Origin of the sequence: Paracoccus sp. P2 (assembly GCF_046335115.1) — a bacterium.
Lineage (GTDB): Bacteria > Pseudomonadota > Alphaproteobacteria > Rhodobacterales > Rhodobacteraceae > Paracoccus > Paracoccus pantotrophus.
Genome location: NZ_JBGOSN010000060.1, coordinates 1 through 21,380 on the forward strand (window position 1 = coordinate 1; position 21,380 = coordinate 21,380).

A 21,380-nucleotide genomic window follows, 5' to 3' on the forward strand; every position below is an offset into this window, starting at 1 on the left:
AACCGCTTCAATGCACTCGGCACCGCCGAGATCGTCCGCGGGGTCCGAACATGAAGGGAGAAGGGGAAGTCACGCCTCAGTCCGACTTTCTGAAAATAATGCCGTCGCCATCGGTCGATGCTGAAACGCTCGGTCCTGCCCGAGGACATTGCCGAGGCCGCCTATTTCCTTGCCAGCGACCTTTCCGCGAAATCGACCGGCAATATCCTGAACGTGGACGCCGGCAACGTCCAGGCTTTCACCCGGTGACGACCATGATCGAGAAAACCGTGATCGAGGCGGAAAACGCCGCCCGCGAGGCCGATCTGCAGGCCGATTACCAGGCCCTTGGCGCCCGCCTGGCGCGCCGGAGCGTCGATATCGAGGCGTTGACCGCCCGCGCCATGTCCTTCGGCGTCGCCATCCCCAGCTGGGGGACCGGCACCGGCGGCACCCGCTTCGCCCGGTTTCCGGGCGAGGGCGAGCCGCGCGGCATCATGGACCGGCTGGACGATTGCGGCACCATCCACCAGCTCACCGCCGCCACGCCGCGGGTCAGCCTGCATATCCCCTGGGACAGGGAAGACCCGTCGCTGCTGCGCGAAAAGGCCGAGGAGGTCGGGCTGGGCTTCGACGCCATGAACTCGAACACCTTCCAGGACCAGCCCGGGCAGGCGCGCAGCTACAAGTTCGGCTCGCTCTCGCATACCGACCCGGAGACGCGCCGGCAGGCGGTCGAACACAACCTGGAATGCATCGAGATCGGCCGGGCCATCGGATCCAGGGCGCTGACCGTCTGGATCGGCGACGGCTCGAACTTTCCCGGCCAGACCTCGCTGTCGCGGCAGTTCGACCGCTATCTCGACTCGATGAAGGCGATCTATGCCGGGTTGCCCGAGGACTGGCGGATCTTTTCCGAGCACAAGATCTATGAGCCGGCCTTCTATTCGACCGTGGTGCAGGACTGGGGCACCAGCCTGATGACCGCGCAGGAGCTGGGCCCGCAGGCGCAATGCCTGGTGGACCTGGGCCATCACGCCCCGAACGTCAATATCGAGATGATCGTGGCGCGGCTGGTGCGGGCCGGCAAGCTGGGCGGCTTCCATTTCAACGACAGCAAATATGGCGACGACGACCTGGACAGCGGCACCATCGAGCCCTTCCGCCTGTTCCTGGTCTTCAACGAACTGGTCGAGCTGGAGGACACGCCCGGCCTCGACCTGGCCCATATGATCGACCAGAGCCACAATGTCACCGATCCGATCGAAAGCCTGATCGTCTCGGCCGGCGAGATCCAGCGCGCCTTCGTGCAGGCTTCGCTGGTCGACCGCGCGGCGCTGGAGGGCTTCCGGGCGGAAAACGATGCGCTGATGGCGGCGGCGACGCTGCGCGCGGCCTTCCGCACCGATGTCGAGCCGATCCTGCAGATGGCACGGCTGCGCGCCGGCGCGGCCATCGATCCGGTCGCGACCTTCCGCGCCTCGCGCTATCGCCACCGCGTTGCCGCAAAGAGGCCCCGGACACAATTCGGCGGCGGAGGTATCGTCTGAATCAGGGGCAGCGAACACGCTGTTTCGGCCAGCCGGACATCATCGCTGGCCCAAGGGCGGCAAGGCCATGTGCGGTGATCGCCCCACACGGGCCCTGTCGCCCAAGCCTTATCCGGGGACGCATCTGGTCTGGCAGGATAAGAGGCGCGACAGTCCCGACCTGCAGGACCGGAGACGGGCGAGCCAGCCGCAGGCCACGCCCTCTCGGCGAAGCGATCCGGGATCGCCGCAAATTCGCAAACAGGACCGGAAGCGAAAACCCGTAAAGGGCGCTGGTAGGGGTGGTCGGACTCGAACCGACACTTCTTGCGAAACCTGATTTTGAGTCAGGCGCGTCTACCATTCCGCCACACCCCCGTGGCGCCCTTTTCCTGGCCGGTGCGGCGCGGCGCGGCGGAACGGCACGACCTTCTGCAAAGGCGATGCTTTCCCGCCGCTGGACGCTTGGAATCCAAAACACCCGCTGCGCCCGGCACTCGGCCATCTCTGCGTTCCGCCTAAGGCGCAACGTAGGGTTTTGCAAGCCCCGACTTAGGCCTGGCCCAGCTTTGCCAGCCGCGCCTCGCGCAGCTGGGCGAAGTCGTCGCCGGCATGGTAGGACGAGCGCGTCAGCGGCGTGGCCGAGACCATCAGGAAGCCCTTACCATAGGCGGCTTTCTCGTAGCCCTTGAACTCCTCGGGGGTGACGAATCGGTCCACCCGGTGGTGCTTGGGTGTCGGCTGCAGATATTGCCCGATGGTGATGAAGTCCACGTCCGCGGCACGCATGTCGTCCATCACCTGCAGGACGCCCTGGCGATCCTCGCCCAGGCCGACCATGATGCCCGATTTGGTGAACATGGCAGGGTCGAGTTCCTTGACCCGCTGCAACAGCCGCAGGCTGTGGAAATAGCGCGCGCCGGGCCGGACGGTCGGGTAAAGGCCGGGCACGGTTTCAAGGTTGTGGTTGAACACGTCGGGCCGCGCCTCGACCACCGCCTCCAGCGCGCCGGGCTTCGACTTCAGGAAATCGGGTGTCAGCACCTCGATGGTCGAGCCGGGCGAGCGGTGGCGGATGGCGCGAATGGTCTGGGCGAAATGCTCGGCCCCGCCATCGTCCAGGTCGTCGCGGTCCACCGAGGTGATGACCACATGCTTCAGCCCCAGCTTCTGCACGGCATGGGCGACGCGGCCCGGCTCGAACACGTCGAGCGCGTCCGGCTTGCCGGTCATCACGTTGCAGAAGGAACAGCCGCGGGTGCAGATCTCGCCCATGATCATCATGGTGGCGTGGCCCTGGCTCCAGCATTCGCCGACATTGGGGCAGCCGGCCTCTTCGCAGACCGTGGACAGGCGGTTGTTGCGCAGGATGTCGCGGGTGTCCTTGTAGCCCTGGCTGGTCGGCGCCTTCACGCGGATCCAGTCCGGCTTTTTCGGCTGCGGCTGGTCGGGGCGATGGGCTTTCTCGGGGTGGCGCAGAACCGGGGGCATATCCGCCATATCGGCATCCTTTGCTGGGAGTCGGCCGAACTTACGGGTTTTTCGGGTCTTGATCAACGCCCATGCAGGGTGCATCTATGCCCCTTCGATGCTGCGCCGCGGCATCGACCGAAGGGAGGAGCGGATGATGAAAGGACCAATGATGAAACAAGGCGATCTGCTTCCCGAAGTGACCTTCCAGACCCGCGTGCGCGACGAATCCGTCGGCGGCGACAACCCCTATCGCTGGCAGGCGATGACCACCGCGGATTACTTCAAGGGCAAGCGCGTGGTGCTGTTCTCGCTGCCCGGCGCCTTCACGCCGACCTGCTCGACCTATCAGCTGCCGGGGTTCGAGAAGGCGGCCGACGAGATGGCCGAGCTGGGCATCGACGCGATCTATTGCATGTCGGTCAACGACAGTTTCGTGATGAACCAATGGGCCAAGGCGCAGAATCTGCAAAACGTCAAGGTGATCCCGGACGGCTCGGGCGAGTTCACCAAAAAGGTCGGCATGCTGGTGCGCAAGGACAACCTGGGCTTCGGCGCCCGCAGCTGGCGCTATGCCGCCATCGTCGAGGACGGCCGCATCCAGGCCTGGTTCGAGGAGCCCGGCCGGATGGACGATTGCCCCGAGGATCCCTATGGCGCCACCGCGCCCGAGGCGGTGCTGGACTGGCTGCGCGCCAATCCCGCCAAGGCCGCGGCCTGATCCGGGGCCGGCGACGATGCGAAAAGGGCGCCGCCGGGCGCCCTTTTTCATGGCCGTCCATGACCATGCCCGATCGTCAGCCGATCAGCGGTGCGCCCGAGCCATAGGTCTCGCGATAGTGGCGTTCCAGCCGCATCAGGCCCAGGCGCAGCACGATCTTGCCCGAGCGCGCCGACCAGCCCAGCCGCCGCTCGGTCATCTCGATGCCCTCCAGAAAGCAGCAGACCCGCAGGCACAGGTCGCCCATGCCGGGGCCCAACTCGCGCAGCGCAGCGGCGACGCGGTTGCGCGCCCCTTCCGAACCGCCGCCATGGCCGGACGAGACGCGCGAGACATCGACGCCGGCGGTCAGGAAGCGATCCCAGTTCTGGGTGACGCGCGGCCCCATCTGCGCCAGTTCGAAATCCTCGCGCAGCCGTTCGCCGGCCGCGACCAGGTCCGGCGCCAGAAAGGGCCGCCCATCCGGCTCGCGCCGCCGCGCCAGCATCAAGAGCGGGCTTTCGGCGATATTGACGCGGGCACGGCGGCGTCGGCCATCCTCGGGGTCGGTGATCTCGCGCTCGTCCCATTGCCGGTGCCGGTCGGCATGGCGGAAGCCGGCCGCGTCCTCGGCGCAGCCCTGGGCCGGGGAAGCGACCGGGGCCGCCAGCACGAAATCCTCGCCCCGCGGCAGGGCGCCGCCGCGCCGGGCGGCCAGGATCGCCCGCAGCGCCTCGCGCCCCTGGGCCGAGAGGGCATAGCGGTCGATCCTGCCCTGGCCCAAGAGCTGCACCCAGCCGCGCATCGCCATATGCTCGGCCAGTTCGCGGTCGAGGATGGCGGTGCGGATCTCGTCGCGCACGACGATGGCCTTGTCCATGCCGCCGGCCACCACCATCTGCGCCCCCGGCTCGGCCAGGCGTCGCAGGATGCGGGTGATCTGCTTGCGGCCCGCCAGCCCCGGATCGGCCGGACCCGCCCCCGCGCCCCTGCCCTTGCCCGCAACGCGCTCGACCGCGCGATCGACCAGCGGATCGTCGCGCCGCGCCTCGAAGCGCCGGATGCGGCGCAGGATGGTCGAGGCATGGCAGCCCGTCTCGCGGGCCAGCGAACGGATCGATTCCCCGCCCTCGACATGGCGCAGGTAAAGCTTGAGATCGCCGTCCTCGGCCTGCGGGACAAGCGCGGTTTCGGGCTGATTGCCGTCCGTGGGCCCGACGCCGGCCGGCAGGGCGGCAATCAGGGCGTCCGGCGCGAAATCTCCCGTCAAAATCGTCATGGTCATTCCTTCGCTTCCTGCAGACGAGCGGGCAGAGGCTCGCCGGTGGGTTGTTTCCCGCCCCGGTCCGGCACAGCGGGACCAAGGCAAGATGCGGCAGTATTTGCTAAGAATTCCTAACGATTCCTTGCTGCGGCGCGCGCAGCACGGGCGGGTGGCGCAACACACGCCATGGTTGCAAATAATTCCCCCGGCCTCGACCGGAAAGGGAAACCGCCATGACGATGATGAGCAATGTGATCGCCTTTCAGCCGCGTCCCGGACAGCCGCATCTGCGCCGCCCCCGACTGCTGGTGCGGGCCGCCAGGGCTGGCCAGGCCGGCTGGCGCCGCAGCCGCGACCTGCACCGGGTGCTGAAATGCGAGACGCCGCCGCCCGCCGGCAAGGCGCTGTCGCGGCTTCTGGCCGAAGAGGAGCGGCTTGACCTGTTCCGCCGCAGCGGCCAGGCCGGCTACGACATGCACCGTCACATCCTGCTGCTGATCGCCATCCTGGCCGAGACGGCCGAGGCCGCGCCCCGCCCGGTGCCGAACCCGGTCACTTGCCCCTGAACAGAGACCCCAGCACCCCGCGCACCAGCGCCTGCCCGGTCCTGGTGCCCAGTTGCCGGGCCAGGCTCTTGCCGAAGGTCACGGCGATCGAATCGCTGTTCGAACGGCGGGCACGGGGCTTGGGCTCGGCCGGAATCCGCAGGCCGGGGTCATAGCGGCGCGCGCGGGTATATTCGCGGTCCATCTGCCACAGATCGTCATCCGCCCCCTTGGCCCCGGCCCCGGCGCTGTCCGCGGCCACCGCCTCGGCGCGTTTCGCCAGGATCTCGGCCGCCGATTCGCGATCCAACGCCCGGCCGTATTTCAGCGCCATGGGCGAGGCCGCATTGATCGCCGCGCGCTCGGCATCCGAAATCGGACCAAGCTGCGACAGCGGCGGGCGAATCAAGGTGCGCTGCACGATGCCCGGCACGCCCTTGGCCTCCAGAAGCGAGGTAACCGCCTCGCCGGTGCCGACGGCCTGGATCGCCTCGGCGGTGTCGAAATCGGGATTGGGGCGATAGTTCTGCGCCGCCAGCCGCAGCGCCTTCTGGTCCTTGGCGGTGAATGCGCGCAGCGCATGCTGGACCCGGTTGCCCAATTGTCCCAGCACCGAATCCGGCAGGTCGGCCGGGTTCTGGCTGATGAACCACAGGCTGACCCCCTTGGAGCGGATCAGCCGCGCCACCTGTTCGATCTTGTCCACCAGCGCCGGGGGGGCGCCGTCGAACAAGAGATGCGCCTCGTCGAAGAAGAAGGCGATGCGGGGCTTGTCCGGGTCGCCCACCTCGGGCAATTGCTCGAAAAGCTCGGACATCAGCCACAGCAGGAAGGTGGCATAGAGCCGCGGCGCGTTCATCAGCCGCTCGGCCGACAGGATGTTGACCATGCCCTTGCCCGAGGCATCAAGCCGCATCATGTCGGCCAGTTCCAGCGCCGGCTCGCCGAACAGCCGGTCGCCGCCCTCGTTCTCCAGCACCATCAGCGCGCGCTGGATCGCGCCGACCGAGGCGGTCGAGACATTGCCGTATTTCAGCGCCAGTTCCTTGGCGTTCTGGCCGACCCAGACCAGCATGGCCTGCAAGTCCTTCATGTCCAGCAGCGCCAGCCCCTGCTCGTCGGCGACGCGGAAGGCGATGTTCATCACCCCTTCCTGCGCATCGGTCAGCCCCATGAGCCGCGACAGCAGCAAGGGCCCCATCTCGGCCGGGGTGGTGCGGACCGGGTGGCCGCGCTCGCCCCAGATGTCCCAGAAGGTGACGGGAAAATCCTGGTAGTCCAGCGCCATCCCGATGGTTTCGCTGCGGGCCTGGAAGGCCTCGTGCAGCTTGCCACCGGGATCGCCGGGCCTGGCGATGCCGGCGAGGTCTCCTTTGACATCCGCCATGAAGACCGGCACGCCAGCACGCGAAAACGATTCGGCCAGGGTTTGCAGCGTCACGGTCTTACCGGTTCCGGTGGCGCCGGCGATCAGCCCGTGGCGGTTGGCATATTTCAGCAGCAGCTTTTGCGGCTCGGCATGGCCAGCCCCGCCGCCCCCCACGAAGACCGTTCCGGTGTCCAGATCGACGATGCCTGTCATGTTTCCTCCACGGATCGGCAAAAAAGCGCAAGGCTCGGACGAAAGGACAATACAATCGTAAGGATTTTGTGCCAGTCTGTTCCTTGCCGGACCCCGCATCGGCGGATGGCCGGCTTCCTCCCTGTTGGACTGCCGCGCCTTCGGGCGCGGCATTTTTTCGCCCGGGCTGCCTGCAATCCGGTCAGATCGCGACGCGATCGCGCCGATGTCATATTTGACCTTTAGGACAGTTGACGGCTTGTCTTGCTGCATCTAGCCTTCCGCGCAATGATGACCGGCCAGTCCGGCAGGGAAGGAAAGCCATGGGGATCCGGGGCAGCGATCTTGCGCCCCGGATCCTCGTGTGTTGCGGCCTCGGGATGGACCCGCGCCTTCACGCCAACGCAAAGGTGACGCAGCGCGATGCGATCCGCCCTGACAAGGCGCGATGCCCATGTTAGGACCGGGGCCGATGCATGGACCAAAGGAAGAGAACATGGTCAACAGGACATCCGCGGCACTGGTTGCCGCCCTTGTTGCACTGGCGGGCAGCACCGCCGGCGTGATGGCACAGGACGCCAGCACCCAGCCCCCGGCCCAGCCGACCGCCGAAGCCCCCGCTGCCGAAGCGCCTGCCACCGAGCCCCCCGCGGCCGAGGCTCCCGCAGCAGAGGCGCAGACCGCCGACGCCCCCGCTGCCGAGACCGCCGGCAACGGCGAGCCCCAGGTCGGCCAGCCCTATGCCAGGTCCACCCATGGCGACTGGACGCTGCGCTGCATGAAGACGGAGGACGGCAAGGATCCCTGCGAGCTTTACCAGCTGCTCAGGGATGACAAGGATTCGCCGGTGGCCGAGGCTTCGGTCATCCCGATGACCGGCAACGTCCAGGCCGTGATCACCTTCATCGCGCCCCTGGAAACCGATCTTCAGGCCGGCGTGGGCCTGCAGGTCGATGCGGGCAAGGAATCGCGCTATCCCTTCCTGCTTTGCGCGCAGGTCGGCTGCGTCTCGCGCGTCGGCCTGGCCGAGGCCGACCTGGCCCCGCTCAAGCGCGGCAAGGCCGCCAGCCTGTCGCTTCTGCCCTTCGGCGCGCCGGAAGACCAGATGGTCAAGCTGCCGCTGTCGCTGACCGGCTTCACCGCCGGCATGAACGCGCTGACCGAGGCCAGCAAGGGCCTTGCTGCCGCCCCCGCCCCTGCCCCTGCCGAGGCGCCCAAGCAGCAGTAAGCCGCAGCGAAAAGGGGCGCCGCAGGGCGCCCCGAGCAAGCGGGCCGGGTCACTCCCGGCCCTTCTTCATGCTGCGTGTCACCCGACCGGAAGGGCGACGAAGCGCGGCTCGCCGGCACGGCGCACCATGACCAGGATGGACTTGCGCCCGGCATCGCGCGCCTCCTTGATGCGCGCCTCCAGATCGGCCAGCGTGGCGACCGGATGCTGGCCGGCCTCGGTGATGACGTCGCCCGCGGCCAGCCCCTTGTCGGCGGCGGCCCCGGTCGGCTCGACCGATTGCACCACCAGCCCCTGCATGTCGCGCGACACCCCCAGTTCGGCGGCGATCTCCGGCGTCAGCGGCGCCAGCGTCATGCCCATCAGGTCGCTGGCCGATGCCTCGGCGCTGTCCACCCTGCCGCCGCCGGTGCCCTCGGCCAGTTCGCGCCGGCCCAGCGTCACCTTCAGCTCAACGGGCTTGCCGTCGCGCTGCACCACGACCTCGACCGCCTCGCCCACCGGCGCATCGGCCACCCGGCGCACCAGGTCGCGCGGATCCTCGACCGCGCCGCCGGCAAAGCGGGTGATGACGTCGCCCGCCTTCATGCCGGCATCGGCGGCGGGGCCGGCGGGAACATCCGTGACCATGGCGCCCTTGGCCTCGGCCAGACCCAGCGATTCGGCGATGTCTTCGGTCACCGGCTGGATCTTGACGCCCAGCCAGCCGCGCCGGGTTTCGCCATATTCCTCGAGTTGCTCGACCACCTTGCTGACCACGTTCGAGGCCATCGAGAAGCCGATGCCGATCGAGCCGCCGTTGGGCGACAGGATCGCGGTGTTCACCCCGATCACCTCGCCGTCCATGTTGAACAGCGGCCCGCCCGAGTTGCCGCGGTTGATCGCCGCATCGGTCTGGATGAAATCGTCATAGGTGCCCGAAAGCGCGCGGTTGCGGGCCGAGACGATCCCGGTCGAGGCCGAGAAGCCCTGCCCCAGCGGGTTGCCGAGCGCCAGAACCCAGTCGCCCACCCGCGCCCGGTCGCTGTCGCCGAACTTGACGAAGGGCAAGGCATCGCTGCTTTCCACCTTCAGCACGGCGATATCGGTCTTGTCATCCTTGCCGATCACCTTGGCCGGCAGCCGCTTGCCGGAAAAGAACTCGATCTCGATCGCATCGGCGCCGTCGATGACATGGTTGTTGGTCACGATCAGCCCGTCGGGAGAGATGACGAAGCCCGATCCCAGCGCGTTCGAGCGCTGCTCGCGCTGCGGCCCGCGCTGGAAGGGATTGCCCTCGCCCGGAGGGAAGCCGGGAAAGCCGAATTCGCGAAACAGGTCGCTGAACGGGCTGCCCTCGGGCAGTTGCGGCCCGCGCACCAAGGGCGTCGAGACCGTCGAGGTGGTGGTGATGTTGACCACGGCGGGGCTGACCTTTTCGACCAGGTCGGCAAAGCTTTCGGGCATGACCTGCTGCTGGCGGGCCTGGCTGTCGGGCGCGGTCAGCGGCTGGTTGTTGTTCGCGGCCTCCTGCGCTGCATCGGCGCCGGGGACCGCCGGTTCTTGCGCGATGGCCGGCGTCAGCGCCATCAGCAGCGCAAGCCCCGAGGCGGTCAGGAAATGGCGGGAAGAGGGTCTGTTCATCTGGATTGTCTCCTTCCATGCCCGGGCGGCGCTACCCGGTCTCCTGGCAATATGCTCATGTTCAAGGGGATTTTCGAGCCCGTTGCAAATGAACCACGCTCGCAAAGGATGAACTGATCGTGACTTGCAGGCAATGCCGGGCGCAGGCCTCGGGCCATAAAAAAGTTCCGCATCCCAGGGGACGCGGAACAGGTTTCATCGCAGCGATGATCTTCAGTGCAGCGCCGCCGCCTTTCCCGCGCAAATCAGCGTGACCAGGGTCGAGGCGCCGCGCATCTCGATGCCGGCCACGTCCATCGGCCGGCGATCCATGTCGCCGCCCAGGATCTCGACCCGGCCCGCGCCGTAAAAGGCCGCATCCAGCAAGGGCAGCACCGCGTCGCCCCGCAGCTCGGCCTCGACCCCGCCGGGGATCGGGTGGATGGCGGCGGGGGTGATGCGCCTGGCGCCGACGATCAGTTCCATGTCCTGCCTTTCGTCCTGGTCGGGGCCCGGCCGCACGCTGCGCCCGGACCCGGATCGCCTCAGCTGCAACCGCTGGTCGCGCCGCAGGTGTTGCACTTCATGCAGGTGCCGTTCCTGACCAGCGTGTAATTGCCGCATTCGCCGCAGGGATCGCCCTCGTAGCCCTGCATCCGCGCCTTGGCGCGCGCATCCATGGCCACGACGCCGACCGCCGTCGCCGCCTCGACCGTCGAAACCGCCGCGACCGAGACCCCGGATTGCAGCGCCACCAGATCCTGCGGCAGGCGCTTGCGCAGATAGCCGGTCGAGCTGATCTGCTTGAGCATCTCGAGCGAACGCGAGGCGCCCTCGCTGACCGGGGCGAGATTGGGCTGGCTCTCGGCCTCGCCGCCGCCCAGGTCGTCGAAGCGCGCGCCCTGCGGCTTCACATGCGCCAGGTCGGTGCGGTCCAGATAGGACACGGCCAGCTCGCGGAACACATAGTCGAGGATCGAGGTCGCGTTCTTGATGCTGTCATTGCCCTGGACCATGCCCGCCGGCTCGAAGCGGGTGAAGGTGAAGGCGTCGACGAACTCCTCCAGCGGCACGCCGTATTGCAGGCCCACCGACACGGCGATGGCGAAATTGTTCATCATCGCCCGGAAGCCCGCGCCTTCCTTGTGCATGTCGATGAAGATCTCGCCCAGCTTGCCGTCGTCATATTCGCCGGTGCGCAGATAGACCTTGTGCCCGCCGATGATCGCCTTCTGGGTATAGCCCTTGCGACGCTGCGGCAGCTTTTCGCGATGGCTGCGCACCGCCTCCTTGACGATGATCTTCTCGACCACTTTCTCGGCGATGACCACGGCCTTTTCCTGCGCGCTGCCGCTGGCCAGGATCTCCTCGGCCTCCTCGTCGTCCTCGACCAGCGCCGAGGCCAGCGGCTGCGACAGCTTGGAGCCGTCGCGGTAAAGCGCATTGGCCTTGATGCCCAGCGACCAGCTCAGCTCATAGGCGGCCAGCGCATCGGCGATGGAGGCGCTGTTCGGCATGTTGATGGTCTTGGAGATCGCGCCCGAGATGAAGCTCTGCGCCGCCGCCATCATGCGGATATGGCTGTCCACCGACAGGTAGCGGGTGCCCTTCTTGCCGCAGGCATTGGCGCAGTCGAAGACCGGGTAATGCGCAGGGTCCAGATGCGGCGCGCCCTCCAGCGTCATGGTGCCGCAGACATGGTCGTTGGCGGCGTCGATCTGCGCCCGGGTAAAGCCCAGGTGCCGCAGCAGGTCGAAGCCGGGGTCGTTCAGCTTCTCGGCCGGGATGCCCAGGGTCTCGCGGCAGAAGGCTTCGCCCAGCGTCCACTGGTTGAAGACGAAGCGGATGTCGAAGGCCGAGGCCAGGGCCGCGTCGATCTTTTCCAGCTCGCGCGGTCCGAAGCCGTGGCCTACCAGGCTGGCATGGTTGATGCCGGGGCAATTGCCCAGGCTGGCATGGCCCACGGCATAGGCGATGATCTCCTCGATCTGGGCCGAGCCGTAACCCAGCGCCTCCAGCGCCGCCGGAACCGAGCGGTTGATGATCTTGAAATAGCCGCCGCCGGCCAGCTTCTTGAACTTCACCAGCGCGAAATCGGGCTCGATTCCGGTGGTGTCGCAATCCATCACCAGCCCGATGGTGCCGGTGGGCGCGATCACCGTCGCCTGCGCGTTGCGATAGCCATGCGCCTCGCCCAGGGTCAGCGCCTCGTCCCAGGCGCCCTGCGCCAGCGCCACCAGCCGCGGGTCGGGGCAGTTCGCGGCATCCAGTTCCACCGGGGCCACGTTCACGCCCTCGTAGGCGCCGGTCCCATAAGCCGCCGCGCGATGGTTGCGGATCACCCGCAGCATGTGCTGGGCGTTCTTGGCATAGCCGGGGAACGGCCCCAGTTCCGCTGCCATCTCGGCCGAGGTGGCATAGCTCACCCCGGTCATCACCGCGGTCAGCGCGCCGCACAGCGCCCTGCCCTCGTCGCTGTCATAGCCAAGGCCCATGTTCATCAGGAGCCCGCCGATATTGGCATAGCCCAGGCCCAGCGTGCGGAAGTCATAGCTGCGTTGCGCGATCTCCTTGCTGGGGAACTGCGCCATCATCACCGAGATTTCCAGCGTCACCGTCCACAGCCGGCAGGCATGGACATAGCCGTCGGCGTCGAACTCGCCGCCCTGCCAGAAGCTCAGCAGGTTCATCGAGGCCAGGTTGCAGGCGGTGTCGTCCAGGAACATGTACTCGCTGCACGGGTTCGAGGCGCGGATCGGCCCGTCCTCGGGGCAGGTGTGCCAGGCATTGATGGTGTCGTGGAACTGGATACCCGGATCGGCGCAGGCCCAGGCGGCATGGCCGATCTGGCTCCAGAGTTCGCGCGCCGAGACGGTCTTGGCCACCTTGCCGTCGGTGCGGCGCACCAGCTCCCAGGGCAGGTCGTCGCGCACGGCGCGCAGGAAGGCATCCGTCACCCGGACCGAGTTGTTCGAGTTCTGCCCCGAGACCGAGACATAGGCTTCCGAGTCCCAATCCGTATCATAGGTCGGGAACTCAATCGAATCAAAGCCCTGGCGGGCATATTGAAGAACCCGGTTGATATAGGTTTCCGGGATCATCACGCGTTTTGCCCCGCGGATCGCCGCCTTCAGCGCGGCGTTCCGGGCGGGATCGGTGGCATCCTCGACGCCGCCGTCCCATCCGCGGATGGCGGCGAAGATGGCATTCAGCTCGCGCTCATGCATCTTCGAACCCGCCACCAGCGAGGCGACCTTCTGTTCTTCGATGACCTTCCAGTTGATGAACTGCTCGATGTCGGGGTGATCCATGTCGCAGATCACCATCTTTGCCGCGCGCCGGGTCGTTCCGCCCGATTTGATCGCGCCGGCTGCGCGGTCTCCGATCTTCAGGAAGCCCATGAGCCCCGAAGATTTCCCGCCGCCCGACAGTTTCTCGCCCTCCCCACGAAGGGACGAAAAATTGGTGCCCGTGCCCGAGCCGTATTTGAAAAGCCGCGCCTCGCGGACCCACAGGTCCATGATGCCACCCTCGTTAACCAGGTCGTCGGCGACGGACTGGATGAAGCAGGCATGCGGCTGGGGATGTTCATAGGCGCTGTCCGACCGGACCAGCTTGCCGGTCTTGTAATCGACATAGAAATGGCCCTGACCGGGGCCGTCGATGCCATAGGCCCAATGCAAGCCGGTGTTGAACCATTGCGGGCTGTTCGGCGCCCCCATCTGGCTGGCCAGCATGAAGCGCATCTCGTCGTAATAGGCGCGGGCGTCTTCTTCGTTCGAAAAATACCCGCCCTTCCAGCCCCAATAGGTCCAGGCGCCGGCCATGCGGTCGAAGACCTGCCGCGCGCTGGACTCGCCGCCAAAGCGCGCCTCCTGGGGCAACGCCGCCAGCGCCGCCTCGTCGGGGACGGAACGCCACAGGAACTCGGGCACGCCCTTTTCCTTGACGCGTTTCAGCCGCGCCGGTACCCCGGCCTTGCGGAAGTATTTCTGGGCGATCACGTCCGAGGCGACCTGGCTCCAGCCCTGGGGCACCTCGACCGAATCGTTGCGAAAGACGACGGTGCCGTCCGGGTTGCGGATCTCGCTGCTGGTGGTGGTAAAGGAAAGCGCGCCGTAAGCCCCGCTCTCGACCGTGGTGAAGCGCCGTTCGATCCGCATCCTGACTGTCCCCCGTCATCCGCAACAGGACCGCATGCCGCCCGCCGCCGCCCGCGCCAAGCACGGGCCCAGGCGGCCGGATCGCACGGCACCCCGAAGCATTTTTCCTGATCTTCGCCCCGGCGCCGGACCGGATCACCTGTCGAAAAAGACACAAGATCTGGTGGCACCGAGGGCCTGGGCCACAAATTGACCCGAGACAGGACGCATTTCAATCAAAATTTTCGCTGGACTTCGCCACCGATTCCGACCCTCGCGGCGCCGCGAGATTCGCTGCAAATGCACTGTTAACAACTGCCCCTTGGCGGCCGGCGGCGAAAAGCCAAGCGATCTGGCGGGGTTCCTTGCGGCCGCTCACCCGGTTTCCACAGGCTTATCCCCAGTCGCAAGGCATCAGGGTTGCAATTTCGTTCCCGCACTCGCGCCTTGCGATTTTTCCGGCTGCGGCAGGATGACGCCCCGGTCGGTCACGATCAGGTCCAGGGGCTGGTCGGTCGCCTCGGCGGGGATGGCGCGAATCTCTTGCGCCGCGTAGGCCAGCCCGATGGCGACCACCGCCCCCTCGGCACGCAGCCGGGCCAGCGTGCGGTCATAGAATCCGCCGCCATAGCCCAGCCGATGCCCGGACCGGTCAAAGCCGGCCAGCGGCACGATCAGCACCTCGGGGCGCAGCAGCGGCGAATCGGCTGGGGGATGAAGGGTGCCGAAGCGGCCCGGCTCCAGCCGGTCGCCATGGGCGCGGAACGCCAGCGGCTGGGCCGGGCCGATCACCACCGGCAGGCAGACCGGCCCCTGATGCCCGGCCATGGCCGGGCGCGGATCGGCCTCGCCCCGCATCGGCCAGTAGCCGGCCAGCACCTTGCCGCGATGGGGCGCCAGCGCCGCGATCAGATGGCGCGTCAGCGCGGCATCGTCGCCGCCCGCCGCGCGCGCCGCCAGAGCCGCCTGGCGCAAAGCGGCCTTCAGACCAGTATCCATGAAGCCAGCCCAAGGAATGCAAAGAACCCCATCATGTCGGTCATGGTGGTGACGAAGGTGCCCGAGGCCAGCGCCGGATCCAGCCCCAGCCTGCTCAGGCTCAGCGGCACCAGCACGCCGCCCATCGCCGCGACCACCTGGTTGGCGATCATCGCCATGCCCAGCACCAGGCCGATCTGCAAGCTGCCCAGGATGATGGCGCCGGCCAGGGTCAGGATCACCGCCAGGCCGAGGCCGTTGAGCATCCCCGCCATCAGTTCGCGCAGGATCACGCGGCGCGCATTGGCGCTGGTCAGCTCGCGCGTGGCCAGCGCGCGCACCGCCACGGCCAGCGACTGCGTGCCGGCGATGCCGCCGGTCGAGGCGACGATGGGCATCAGCGCCGCCAGGATCACCAACTGCGCCAGCGTCGATTCGAAGCGCGAGATCACCAGCGCCGAAAGCGAGGCGGTGCAGAGGTTGATCACCAGCCAGGGCAGGCGCTGGCGCGCGGTCTGGAACGGCCCGTCCGAGACGTGGCTGTCGTCCGAGACGCGGGCCATGCGCAGGAAGTCCTCTTCGTGCTCCTCGTCCAGCACCGACATGGCGTCGTCGATGGTGATGACGCCGACCAGCCGGTCGTCGTCATCGACCACCGGGGCCGAGATCAGGTGATACTTGTTGAAGGCATAGGCCACGTCGCCCTCGTCCTGCCGGGCCGAGATGGTGCGGAAGCTGTCCTCGGTGATGTCGCGCAACAGCACCTCGCGGCGCGAGGCCAGAAGCTTGCCCAGCGTGACATAGCCGGTCGGATGGCGGCGCGGATCGACCAGCACCACGTGATAGAACTGGTCGGGCAGCCATTCCTCGGCGCGCAGGAAGTCGATGGCCTCGCCCACGCTCCAATGTTCGGGCGCGGTCACCACCTCGGATTGCATCAGGCGGCCGGCCGAATATTCCGGCCAGGTCAGCGAGCGTTCGACGGCGGCGCGGTCGGATTCGTCCAGCGCCGCCAGAATGGCCTGCTGCTCGGGCTCCTCCATGTCCTCGATCAGGTCGACGACATCGTCGCTGTCCATCTCGCGCACCGCCTCGGCCACCACCTCGCGGGGCAGCTGCTCGATCACTTCGTCGCGGATGGATTCGTCGATCTCGGACAGGATCTCGCCGTCGATCTCGCCGGAATAGAGATGCAGGAACTCGCGCCGGCGCGCCGGCGTCAACTGCTCGATCAGGTCGGCGATGTCGGCGGCGTGCATCGGCTCCAGCGCGGCATCCAGCGCCGGGCCGTCGCCGTCGTCCACGGCCTTGTTGATCGCGTCGATGTCCTGCCGGCTCAGCTGGAAATCGGCTTCGGGGGCATCCGTGTCGGTTTCGCGCGGCTCGGTCATCGGCTGGCTCCTCGGGGTTCGGGTCTTGCGACGAGGATGGCGGTCGGGGCAGTTCGGTAGGGGCGCACCATAGGGGGCCCGCGCCGGGGTCTCAATCGTCCTTGAGCAGGGCTAGCGCCTCGGCATGTAATTCTTGTGAACCCGCGGCCAGGATGGTGCCGCCGCCATGCGCCGGCCCGCCCCGCCAGTCGGTCACCACCCCGCCCGCGGCCTGCACCACGGCGATGGGCGCGGCCACGTCATAGGGTTGCAGCCCGGCCTCGATCACCAGGTCGACATGGCCGGCCGCCAGCAGCGCATAGGCATAGCAGTCGAGCCCATAGCGCACCAGCCGCGCCCGTGCCGCGACGCGGGAAAAGGCGGCATGTTCGGCGGGGCTGCCGACCTCGGGATAGGTGGTCATCAGCGTGGCCTGTGCCAGCGCGACGCCGCGGCGCGCCCGCAAGGGCACGGTGCCGCGGCCCGAGATCAGCCGGGCATGGCCCAGCCCGCCCTCGAACCGCTCGTCCAGATGCGGCTGGTCCACGATGCCGTAGATCGGCCCCCGCGCATCGCTGAGCCCGATCAATACGCCCCAGCTCGGCGCCCCGGCCATGAAGGCGCGGGTGCCGTCGATCGGGTCAAGCACCCAGGTCAGGCCGCTTCGCCCTGCCTGGGCACCGTATTCCTCGCCCAGGATCGCGTCCTCGGGCCGCTCGGCGGCCAGGATGGCGCGCATCGCGCGCTCGCTGGCCCGGTCGGCTTCCGTCACCGGATCGAACCCGGTCGCGGATTTGTTGTCGGGCCGCAGGGCCGGGCTGCGGAACAGGCTCATCGTCTCGGCCCGCGCCGCATCGGCCAGACGATGCGCCACGGCCACGATCCGCTCGGCTTCTTCGACAGGATTGGTCTTGTTCGCGCTTGTCATGACCTGCCCCCGCGGACTGCTTCGGGCGCAGGTTTAGCCGCAGTATCCCGCAAGCGAAAGCCCCGGAACGCGGCAGGTCTGGATCAGGCCGCGTCCGACAGCACGCGGGCGAGTTCGAAGATCTGGCGCCGCTGCGCCTCGGGCATGGCGTAATAGGCCCGCACCAGTTGCAGCGCCTCCTTGTCGGCCAGGATGTCGCCCTCGACCGAATTCTGGACCTGGCCATCCTCGAGCCCCTCGAAGAAGAAGCTGATCGGGACATCCACCGCCCGCGCGATGTCCCAAAGCCGCGAAGCCGAGACGCGGTTCATCCCGGTTTCGTATTTCTGGATCTGCTGGAACTTGATCCCGACCTTTTCGGCCAGCTGCTGCTGGGTCATGCCGATCATCCATCGACGATGGCGGATCCGCTTTCCGACATGGACATCCACGTTATGTTTCATGGTAACACCTCACTCAATCTAAACGGGCGCTACATCAGAACGGCGCAATTTTCGAGGTCGATAATGGCCACTTGTCCAAAAAGACAATCGCTTGCGGGCACCGAAAGCCTCTGGCCGAACCCCCCGAAAACATGGAAAAAAGCCGGGAAAAGGACAGGCGGAACGCGCCGGGAGGAATCATGAAGACGACCTGGAAAATGATGCAAATCAAAGAAATGTCGGGTTCTCCCGTCGCGGGCTGCCTGTCGCTTGCCGCGCCCGGTCCGGGCGAGGTGCTGGTGGGCCTGCGCGCGGCCGCCCTGAATTTCGCCGATCTGCTGATGACGAAGGGACAGTATCAGGAAACCCCGCCCCTGCCCTTCATCCCCGGACTCGAGGGCGCGGGCGAGGTGCTGGCGGCGGGCGCAGGCGTGGCCCTGGCGCCGGGCACTCGCGTCGTCGTGCAAGGCCAGGGCACCATGGCCGAGGCCAACCTGTTTCCCGCCGAAAGCTGCCACCCGATCCCCGACGCCATGGGCTATGACGAGGCGGCGGGCTTCCTGATCGCCTATGGCACCAGCCATTTCGCGCTGACGCTGCGCGCGGGCCTGCGCAAGGGCGAGACGCTGGCCGTTCTGGGCGCCGCGGGCGGGGTCGGGCTGACGGCGGTCGAGATCGGCGCCGCCCTGGGCGCGCGGGTGATCGCCGTGGCACGCGGGGCCGACAAGCTGGCGGTGGCGCGGGCGGCGGGCGCCTCGGATTGCATCGACAGCGAGACCTGTCCCGACCTGCGCGCCGCGCTGCGCGATCTGGGCGGGGTCGATGTCGTCTACGACCCGGTCGGCGATGCGCCCGGCGAGGCAGCCTTCGGTGCCCTGCACCCCGGCGGCCGCTTCCTGGTCATCGGCTTTGCCGGCGGCAAGCCCCCGGCCCTGCCGCTGAATCATGCGCTGGTCAAGAACATCGCCATCCACGGCTTTTACTGGGGCGGCTATCGCAAGCTGGACCCCGCGCTGCTGCGCCAGGACATCGCCGCGCTTTTCGCGCTTTACGAACAGGGCCGCCTGCGCCCGCATGTCGGCGCCACCCTGCCGCTGGAGCGGCTGGCCGAAGGCTATGAGCTGCTGGCCAGCCGGCGCTCGACCGGCAAGGTGATCGTTAGCATCTGAAATTTTCGTCAGCGAGGGCCGAAACCGCCGGTTCTGCATTGAAAAACCGGCGTGCTTTGCCAATATCTGCGTGGATGGTCGGCCATGCGGGCCGCACCGCGATTTTCGACCGGGGAGAACCTATGCAAGACTACAATTCGATCCGCACGGCCGGGACCGCGACGCGCTCGGCTGCCGTGGATGAGGGCCTGCGCGCCTATATGAACAAGGTCTATGGCCTGATGGCCGTGGGCATGCTGGTGACCGCCGGCGCCGCCTGGGGCATGGCGGGCCTTGCGCTGTCCGACACGCCGACGCAATGGGCGCTGGGCAATGGCCACTACCTGACCGAGTTCGGCAAGACGCTGTATCTGTCGCCGCTGAAATGGCTGGTGATGTTCGCGCCGCTGGTCATGGTCTTTGCCTTTGGCGCCGCGCTGAACCGGCTGTCGGTTCACGGTGCGACGACGCTGTTCTATGCCTTCGCCGCGGTGATGGGCATCTCGATCAGCTGGATCTTCGCGGCCTATACCAGCTTCTCGATCATCCAGACCTTCCTGATCACCGCCATCGCCTTCGCCGGGCTGTCGCTTTACGGCTATACCACCAAGCGCGACCTGTCGGGGATGGGCACGTTCCTGATGATGGGCCTGATCGGCCTGATCGTCGCGATGATCGTGAACATCTTCCTGCAATCCAGCGCGATGCAATTCGCCATCTCGGTGATCGGCGTGCTGATCTTTGCCGGCCTGACCGCCTATGACACGCAGAACATCAAGAACACCTATCTGCAACTGGCGAATTCGGACCGCGACTTCCTCGGCAAGGCCGCGATCATGGGTGCATTGCAGCTCTACCTGGACTTCCTGAACCTGTTCATGTTCCTGCTGCAATTCCTGGGCAACCGGGAATAAGACCGGAAGCATCCCGGAGCTTCCCTTTTCGGCCCCGCCGGTGCATGATGCCTGGCGGGGCCTTTTGTTGCGCGGAGCGGCCGCGCGCCGCGATGGCCCCCGCAACACCGGAATGCAAAAGCCCATGGCGATCCCCTGGCATGCCTTCACGGTCGGCCGATCGAGACGATCGGACCGCGATCCTCTCCTCCAGATCCGGCGATGCCGGCATCGGAATGGCTGGCGATCCTGCTTGCGCGGACAGGGCCAGCCGCTTGCCGCGACGATGCACGGGGCCCAAGCCCGGAATGCCAAGCCGGCATGGCGCCGCAGACTGCAACCGCGGATCCGGGTCCGGCTGACGATATTGTCGCAAGATGTGCCGCTATCGTTGCATCCGGGACAGGACGAGGCGGGGATGATGCGGCATGAACACGTCCGGCTGCCGGTTGGCGCCTTGCCAGGCAAGCATCGCATTGCCCGAACTGCAACCGCAGGCCAGGATGACGACCGGCAGGAACCCGGTTCCTGCCCAAAGAGCCCCCGGTTGGAGCGACGCGCCGGGGAGCGGAGGATAGTTGTCGCAACAGGGAGATAACGATGAAACGACGCTTCTTTCACGGGACTGTTGCCGGGCTTCCGTTTCTGGTGCTGGCCGGCACTGCCTGGGCCGATTGCGGCAGCCCGACCATCGCCAGCATGAACTGGCAAAGCGCCGAGCTGGCCGCGGCGCTGGATGCCTTCATCCTGAACAACGGCTATGGCTGCCGCGCCGAGGTGATCCAGGGCGACACGGTGCCGACGCTGACCTCGATGGTGGAAAAGGGCCAGCCCGAGATCGCGCCCGAGGGCTGGGTCGACCTGGTGCCCGAAGTCATCCAGTCGGGCCTCGCCGAGGACAGGATCGTGGTCACGGGCGACATCCTGACCGACGGCGCCGTCCAGGGCTGGTGGATCCCGAAATACCTCGCCGATGCCAATCCCGAGTTGAAGACCATCGACGACGTGCTCAAGCGGCCCGACCTGTTCCCCGATCCCGAGGATCCCTCGAAAGGCGCCATCTTCAACGGCCCGGCCGGCTGGGGCGGCACGGTGATCACCAGCCAGCTCTACAAGGCCTTCGACGCCGAGGCGGCCGGCTTCACCCTGGTCGACACCGGCTCGGCCGCCGGGCTCGACGGCTCGATCGCGCGCGCCTATGAACGCCAGCAGGGCTGGGTCGGCTATTACTGGGCGCCGACCGCGCTGCTCGGCCGCTACGAGATGGTCAAGCTCGAGCACGGCGTGCCGCTCGACATGGACGAATGGCAGAACTGCACCTCGAATGCCGACTGCGCCGATCCCAAGAAGAACGACTGGCCGGCCGACAAGGTGCAGACCGTCGTCGCCAAGGGTTTCGCCGACAGCGCCCCGCCCGAGGTGATGGACTACCTGTCCAAGCGGTCCTGGTCGAACGACACCGTCAACGCGCTGATGGCCTGGATGACCGAGAACCAGGCCCAGGGCGAGGAAGGCGCGCGGCAGTTCCTGCGCGAGAACGAGGCGATGTGGACCGAATGGGTCACGCCCGAAGCGGCCGAAAGGATCAAGGCCGCGCTCTGATCGCGGCCGCGCCGCGGGA

The 21,380-nt window shown here is 67.3% G+C and carries 17 protein-coding genes, 1 tRNA gene and 1 pseudogene; 8 read left to right on the plus strand and 11 right to left on the minus strand.

Going from position 1 to position 21,380, the window contains the following annotated elements; translation table 11 throughout:
* Positions 1-105: 105 nt before the first annotated feature.
* Both ACDP63_RS21780 and rhaI read left to right on the plus strand, forming a co-directional pair.
* A pseudogene (locus tag ACDP63_RS21780) lies at positions 106-249 on the plus strand (SDR family oxidoreductase); the annotation flags it as partial.
* 5 nt (positions 250-254) lie between these two features.
* Positions 255-1,529, plus strand: a complete 1,275-nt coding sequence (rhaI, locus tag ACDP63_RS21785; RefSeq protein WP_114669050.1) for an L-rhamnose catabolism isomerase — start codon at positions 255-257, stop codon at positions 1,527-1,529.
* Between the two features lie 273 nt (positions 1,530-1,802).
* On the opposite strand, the gene ACDP63_RS21790 is transcribed toward rhaI, so the two are convergent.
* Together ACDP63_RS21790 and lipA are read right to left on the minus strand one after the other, a co-directional pair.
* Positions 1,803-1,886: transfer RNA gene (locus ACDP63_RS21790), tRNA-Leu, on the minus strand.
* Between the two features lie 174 nt (positions 1,887-2,060).
* Complete coding sequence (lipA, locus tag ACDP63_RS21795) at positions 2,061-3,008, minus strand: lipoyl synthase (RefSeq protein ID WP_024844672.1); 948 nt, start codon at positions 3,006-3,008, stop codon at positions 2,061-2,063.
* Positions 3,009-3,150: 142 nt separating this feature from the next.
* On the opposite strand from lipA, the gene ACDP63_RS21800 reads away from it, so the two are divergent.
* Positions 3,151-3,699, plus strand: a complete 549-nt coding sequence (locus ACDP63_RS21800) for a peroxiredoxin (protein WP_024844673.1) — start codon at positions 3,151-3,153, stop codon at positions 3,697-3,699.
* A 76-nt stretch (positions 3,700-3,775) separates the two neighbouring features.
* Here the strand turns inward: ACDP63_RS21800 and ACDP63_RS21805 are convergent, their stop codons facing one another.
* Complete coding sequence (locus ACDP63_RS21805) at positions 3,776-4,963, minus strand: DUF6456 domain-containing protein (protein WP_024844674.1); 1,188 nt, start codon at positions 4,961-4,963, stop codon at positions 3,776-3,778.
* A gap of 212 nt (positions 4,964-5,175) precedes the next feature.
* On the opposite strand from ACDP63_RS21805, the gene ACDP63_RS21810 reads away from it, so the two are divergent.
* The gene (locus ACDP63_RS21810) at positions 5,176-5,508 is read left to right on the plus strand and encodes a DUF6477 family protein (protein ID WP_024844675.1); all 333 of its coding nucleotides are present in this window, start codon (positions 5,176-5,178) and stop codon (positions 5,506-5,508) included.
* Here the strand turns inward: ACDP63_RS21810 and ACDP63_RS21815 are convergent.
* Positions 5,495-7,069, minus strand: a complete 1,575-nt coding sequence (locus tag ACDP63_RS21815) for a helicase HerA-like domain-containing protein (RefSeq protein ID WP_024844676.1) — start codon at positions 7,067-7,069, stop codon at positions 5,495-5,497. The genes ACDP63_RS21810 and ACDP63_RS21815 overlap by 14 nt on opposite strands.
* 475 nt (positions 7,070-7,544) lie before the next feature.
* Here ACDP63_RS21815 and ACDP63_RS21820 point away from each other — a divergent pair, with 475 nt between their 5' ends.
* Positions 7,545-8,276, plus strand: a complete 732-nt coding sequence (locus tag ACDP63_RS21820; RefSeq protein WP_231486774.1) for an invasion associated locus B family protein — start codon at positions 7,545-7,547, stop codon at positions 8,274-8,276.
* A gap of 78 nt (positions 8,277-8,354) precedes the next feature.
* Here ACDP63_RS21820 and ACDP63_RS21825 read toward each other — a convergent pair whose 3' ends face one another.
* From ACDP63_RS21825 to ACDP63_RS21855, 7 genes are all read right to left on the minus strand, one after another.
* Positions 8,355-9,899: a DegQ family serine endoprotease gene (locus ACDP63_RS21825; protein ID WP_024844678.1), complete on the minus strand. Its 1,545-nt coding sequence runs from the start codon at positions 9,897-9,899 to the stop codon at positions 8,355-8,357.
* 213 nt (positions 9,900-10,112) lie between these two features.
* Positions 10,113-10,364, minus strand: coding sequence for a hypothetical protein (locus ACDP63_RS21830; RefSeq protein ID WP_028710835.1), 252 nt, complete (start codon positions 10,362-10,364; stop codon positions 10,113-10,115).
* A 59-nt stretch (positions 10,365-10,423) separates the two neighbouring features.
* The gene (locus tag ACDP63_RS21835) at positions 10,424-14,041 is read right to left on the minus strand and encodes a vitamin B12-dependent ribonucleotide reductase (protein WP_024844680.1); all 3,618 of its coding nucleotides are present in this window, start codon (positions 14,039-14,041) and stop codon (positions 10,424-10,426) included.
* 393 nt (positions 14,042-14,434) lie between these two features.
* Positions 14,435-15,019 (minus strand): 5-formyltetrahydrofolate cyclo-ligase, encoded by a 585-nt coding sequence (locus ACDP63_RS21840; RefSeq protein WP_024844681.1) that lies wholly within the window; start codon positions 15,017-15,019, stop codon positions 14,435-14,437.
* A complete protein-coding gene (gene mgtE, locus ACDP63_RS21845; protein WP_024844682.1) occupies positions 15,004-16,389 on the minus strand; it encodes a magnesium transporter in 1,386 nt (461 codons plus the stop codon). The genes ACDP63_RS21840 and mgtE overlap by 16 nt, the downstream gene beginning before the upstream one ends.
* A gap of 91 nt (positions 16,390-16,480) precedes the next feature.
* Positions 16,481-17,296 (minus strand): histidinol-phosphatase, encoded by an 816-nt coding sequence (hisN, locus tag ACDP63_RS21850; protein ID WP_024844683.1) that lies wholly within the window; start codon positions 17,294-17,296, stop codon positions 16,481-16,483.
* An 83-nt stretch (positions 17,297-17,379) separates the two neighbouring features.
* On the minus strand, positions 17,380-17,739 hold the full coding sequence (locus ACDP63_RS21855) for a helix-turn-helix domain-containing protein (protein ID WP_024844684.1): 360 nt from the start codon (positions 17,737-17,739) through the stop codon (positions 17,380-17,382).
* 179 nt (positions 17,740-17,918) lie between these two features.
* Between ACDP63_RS21855 and ACDP63_RS21860 the strand changes: the two genes are divergently transcribed.
* From ACDP63_RS21860 to ACDP63_RS21870, 3 genes are all read left to right on the plus strand, one after another.
* A complete protein-coding gene (locus ACDP63_RS21860; protein ID WP_024844685.1) occupies positions 17,919-18,887 on the plus strand; it encodes an NADPH:quinone oxidoreductase family protein in 969 nt (322 codons plus the stop codon).
* Positions 18,888-19,009: 122 nt separating this feature from the next.
* Positions 19,010-19,780 (plus strand): Bax inhibitor-1 family protein, encoded by a 771-nt coding sequence (locus tag ACDP63_RS21865; RefSeq protein ID WP_024844686.1) that lies wholly within the window; start codon positions 19,010-19,012, stop codon positions 19,778-19,780.
* A 579-nt stretch (positions 19,781-20,359) separates the two neighbouring features.
* On the plus strand, positions 20,360-21,361 hold the full coding sequence (locus ACDP63_RS21870) for an ABC transporter substrate-binding protein (RefSeq protein ID WP_024844687.1): 1,002 nt from the start codon (positions 20,360-20,362) through the stop codon (positions 21,359-21,361).
* Positions 21,362-21,380: the final 19 nt, after the last annotated feature.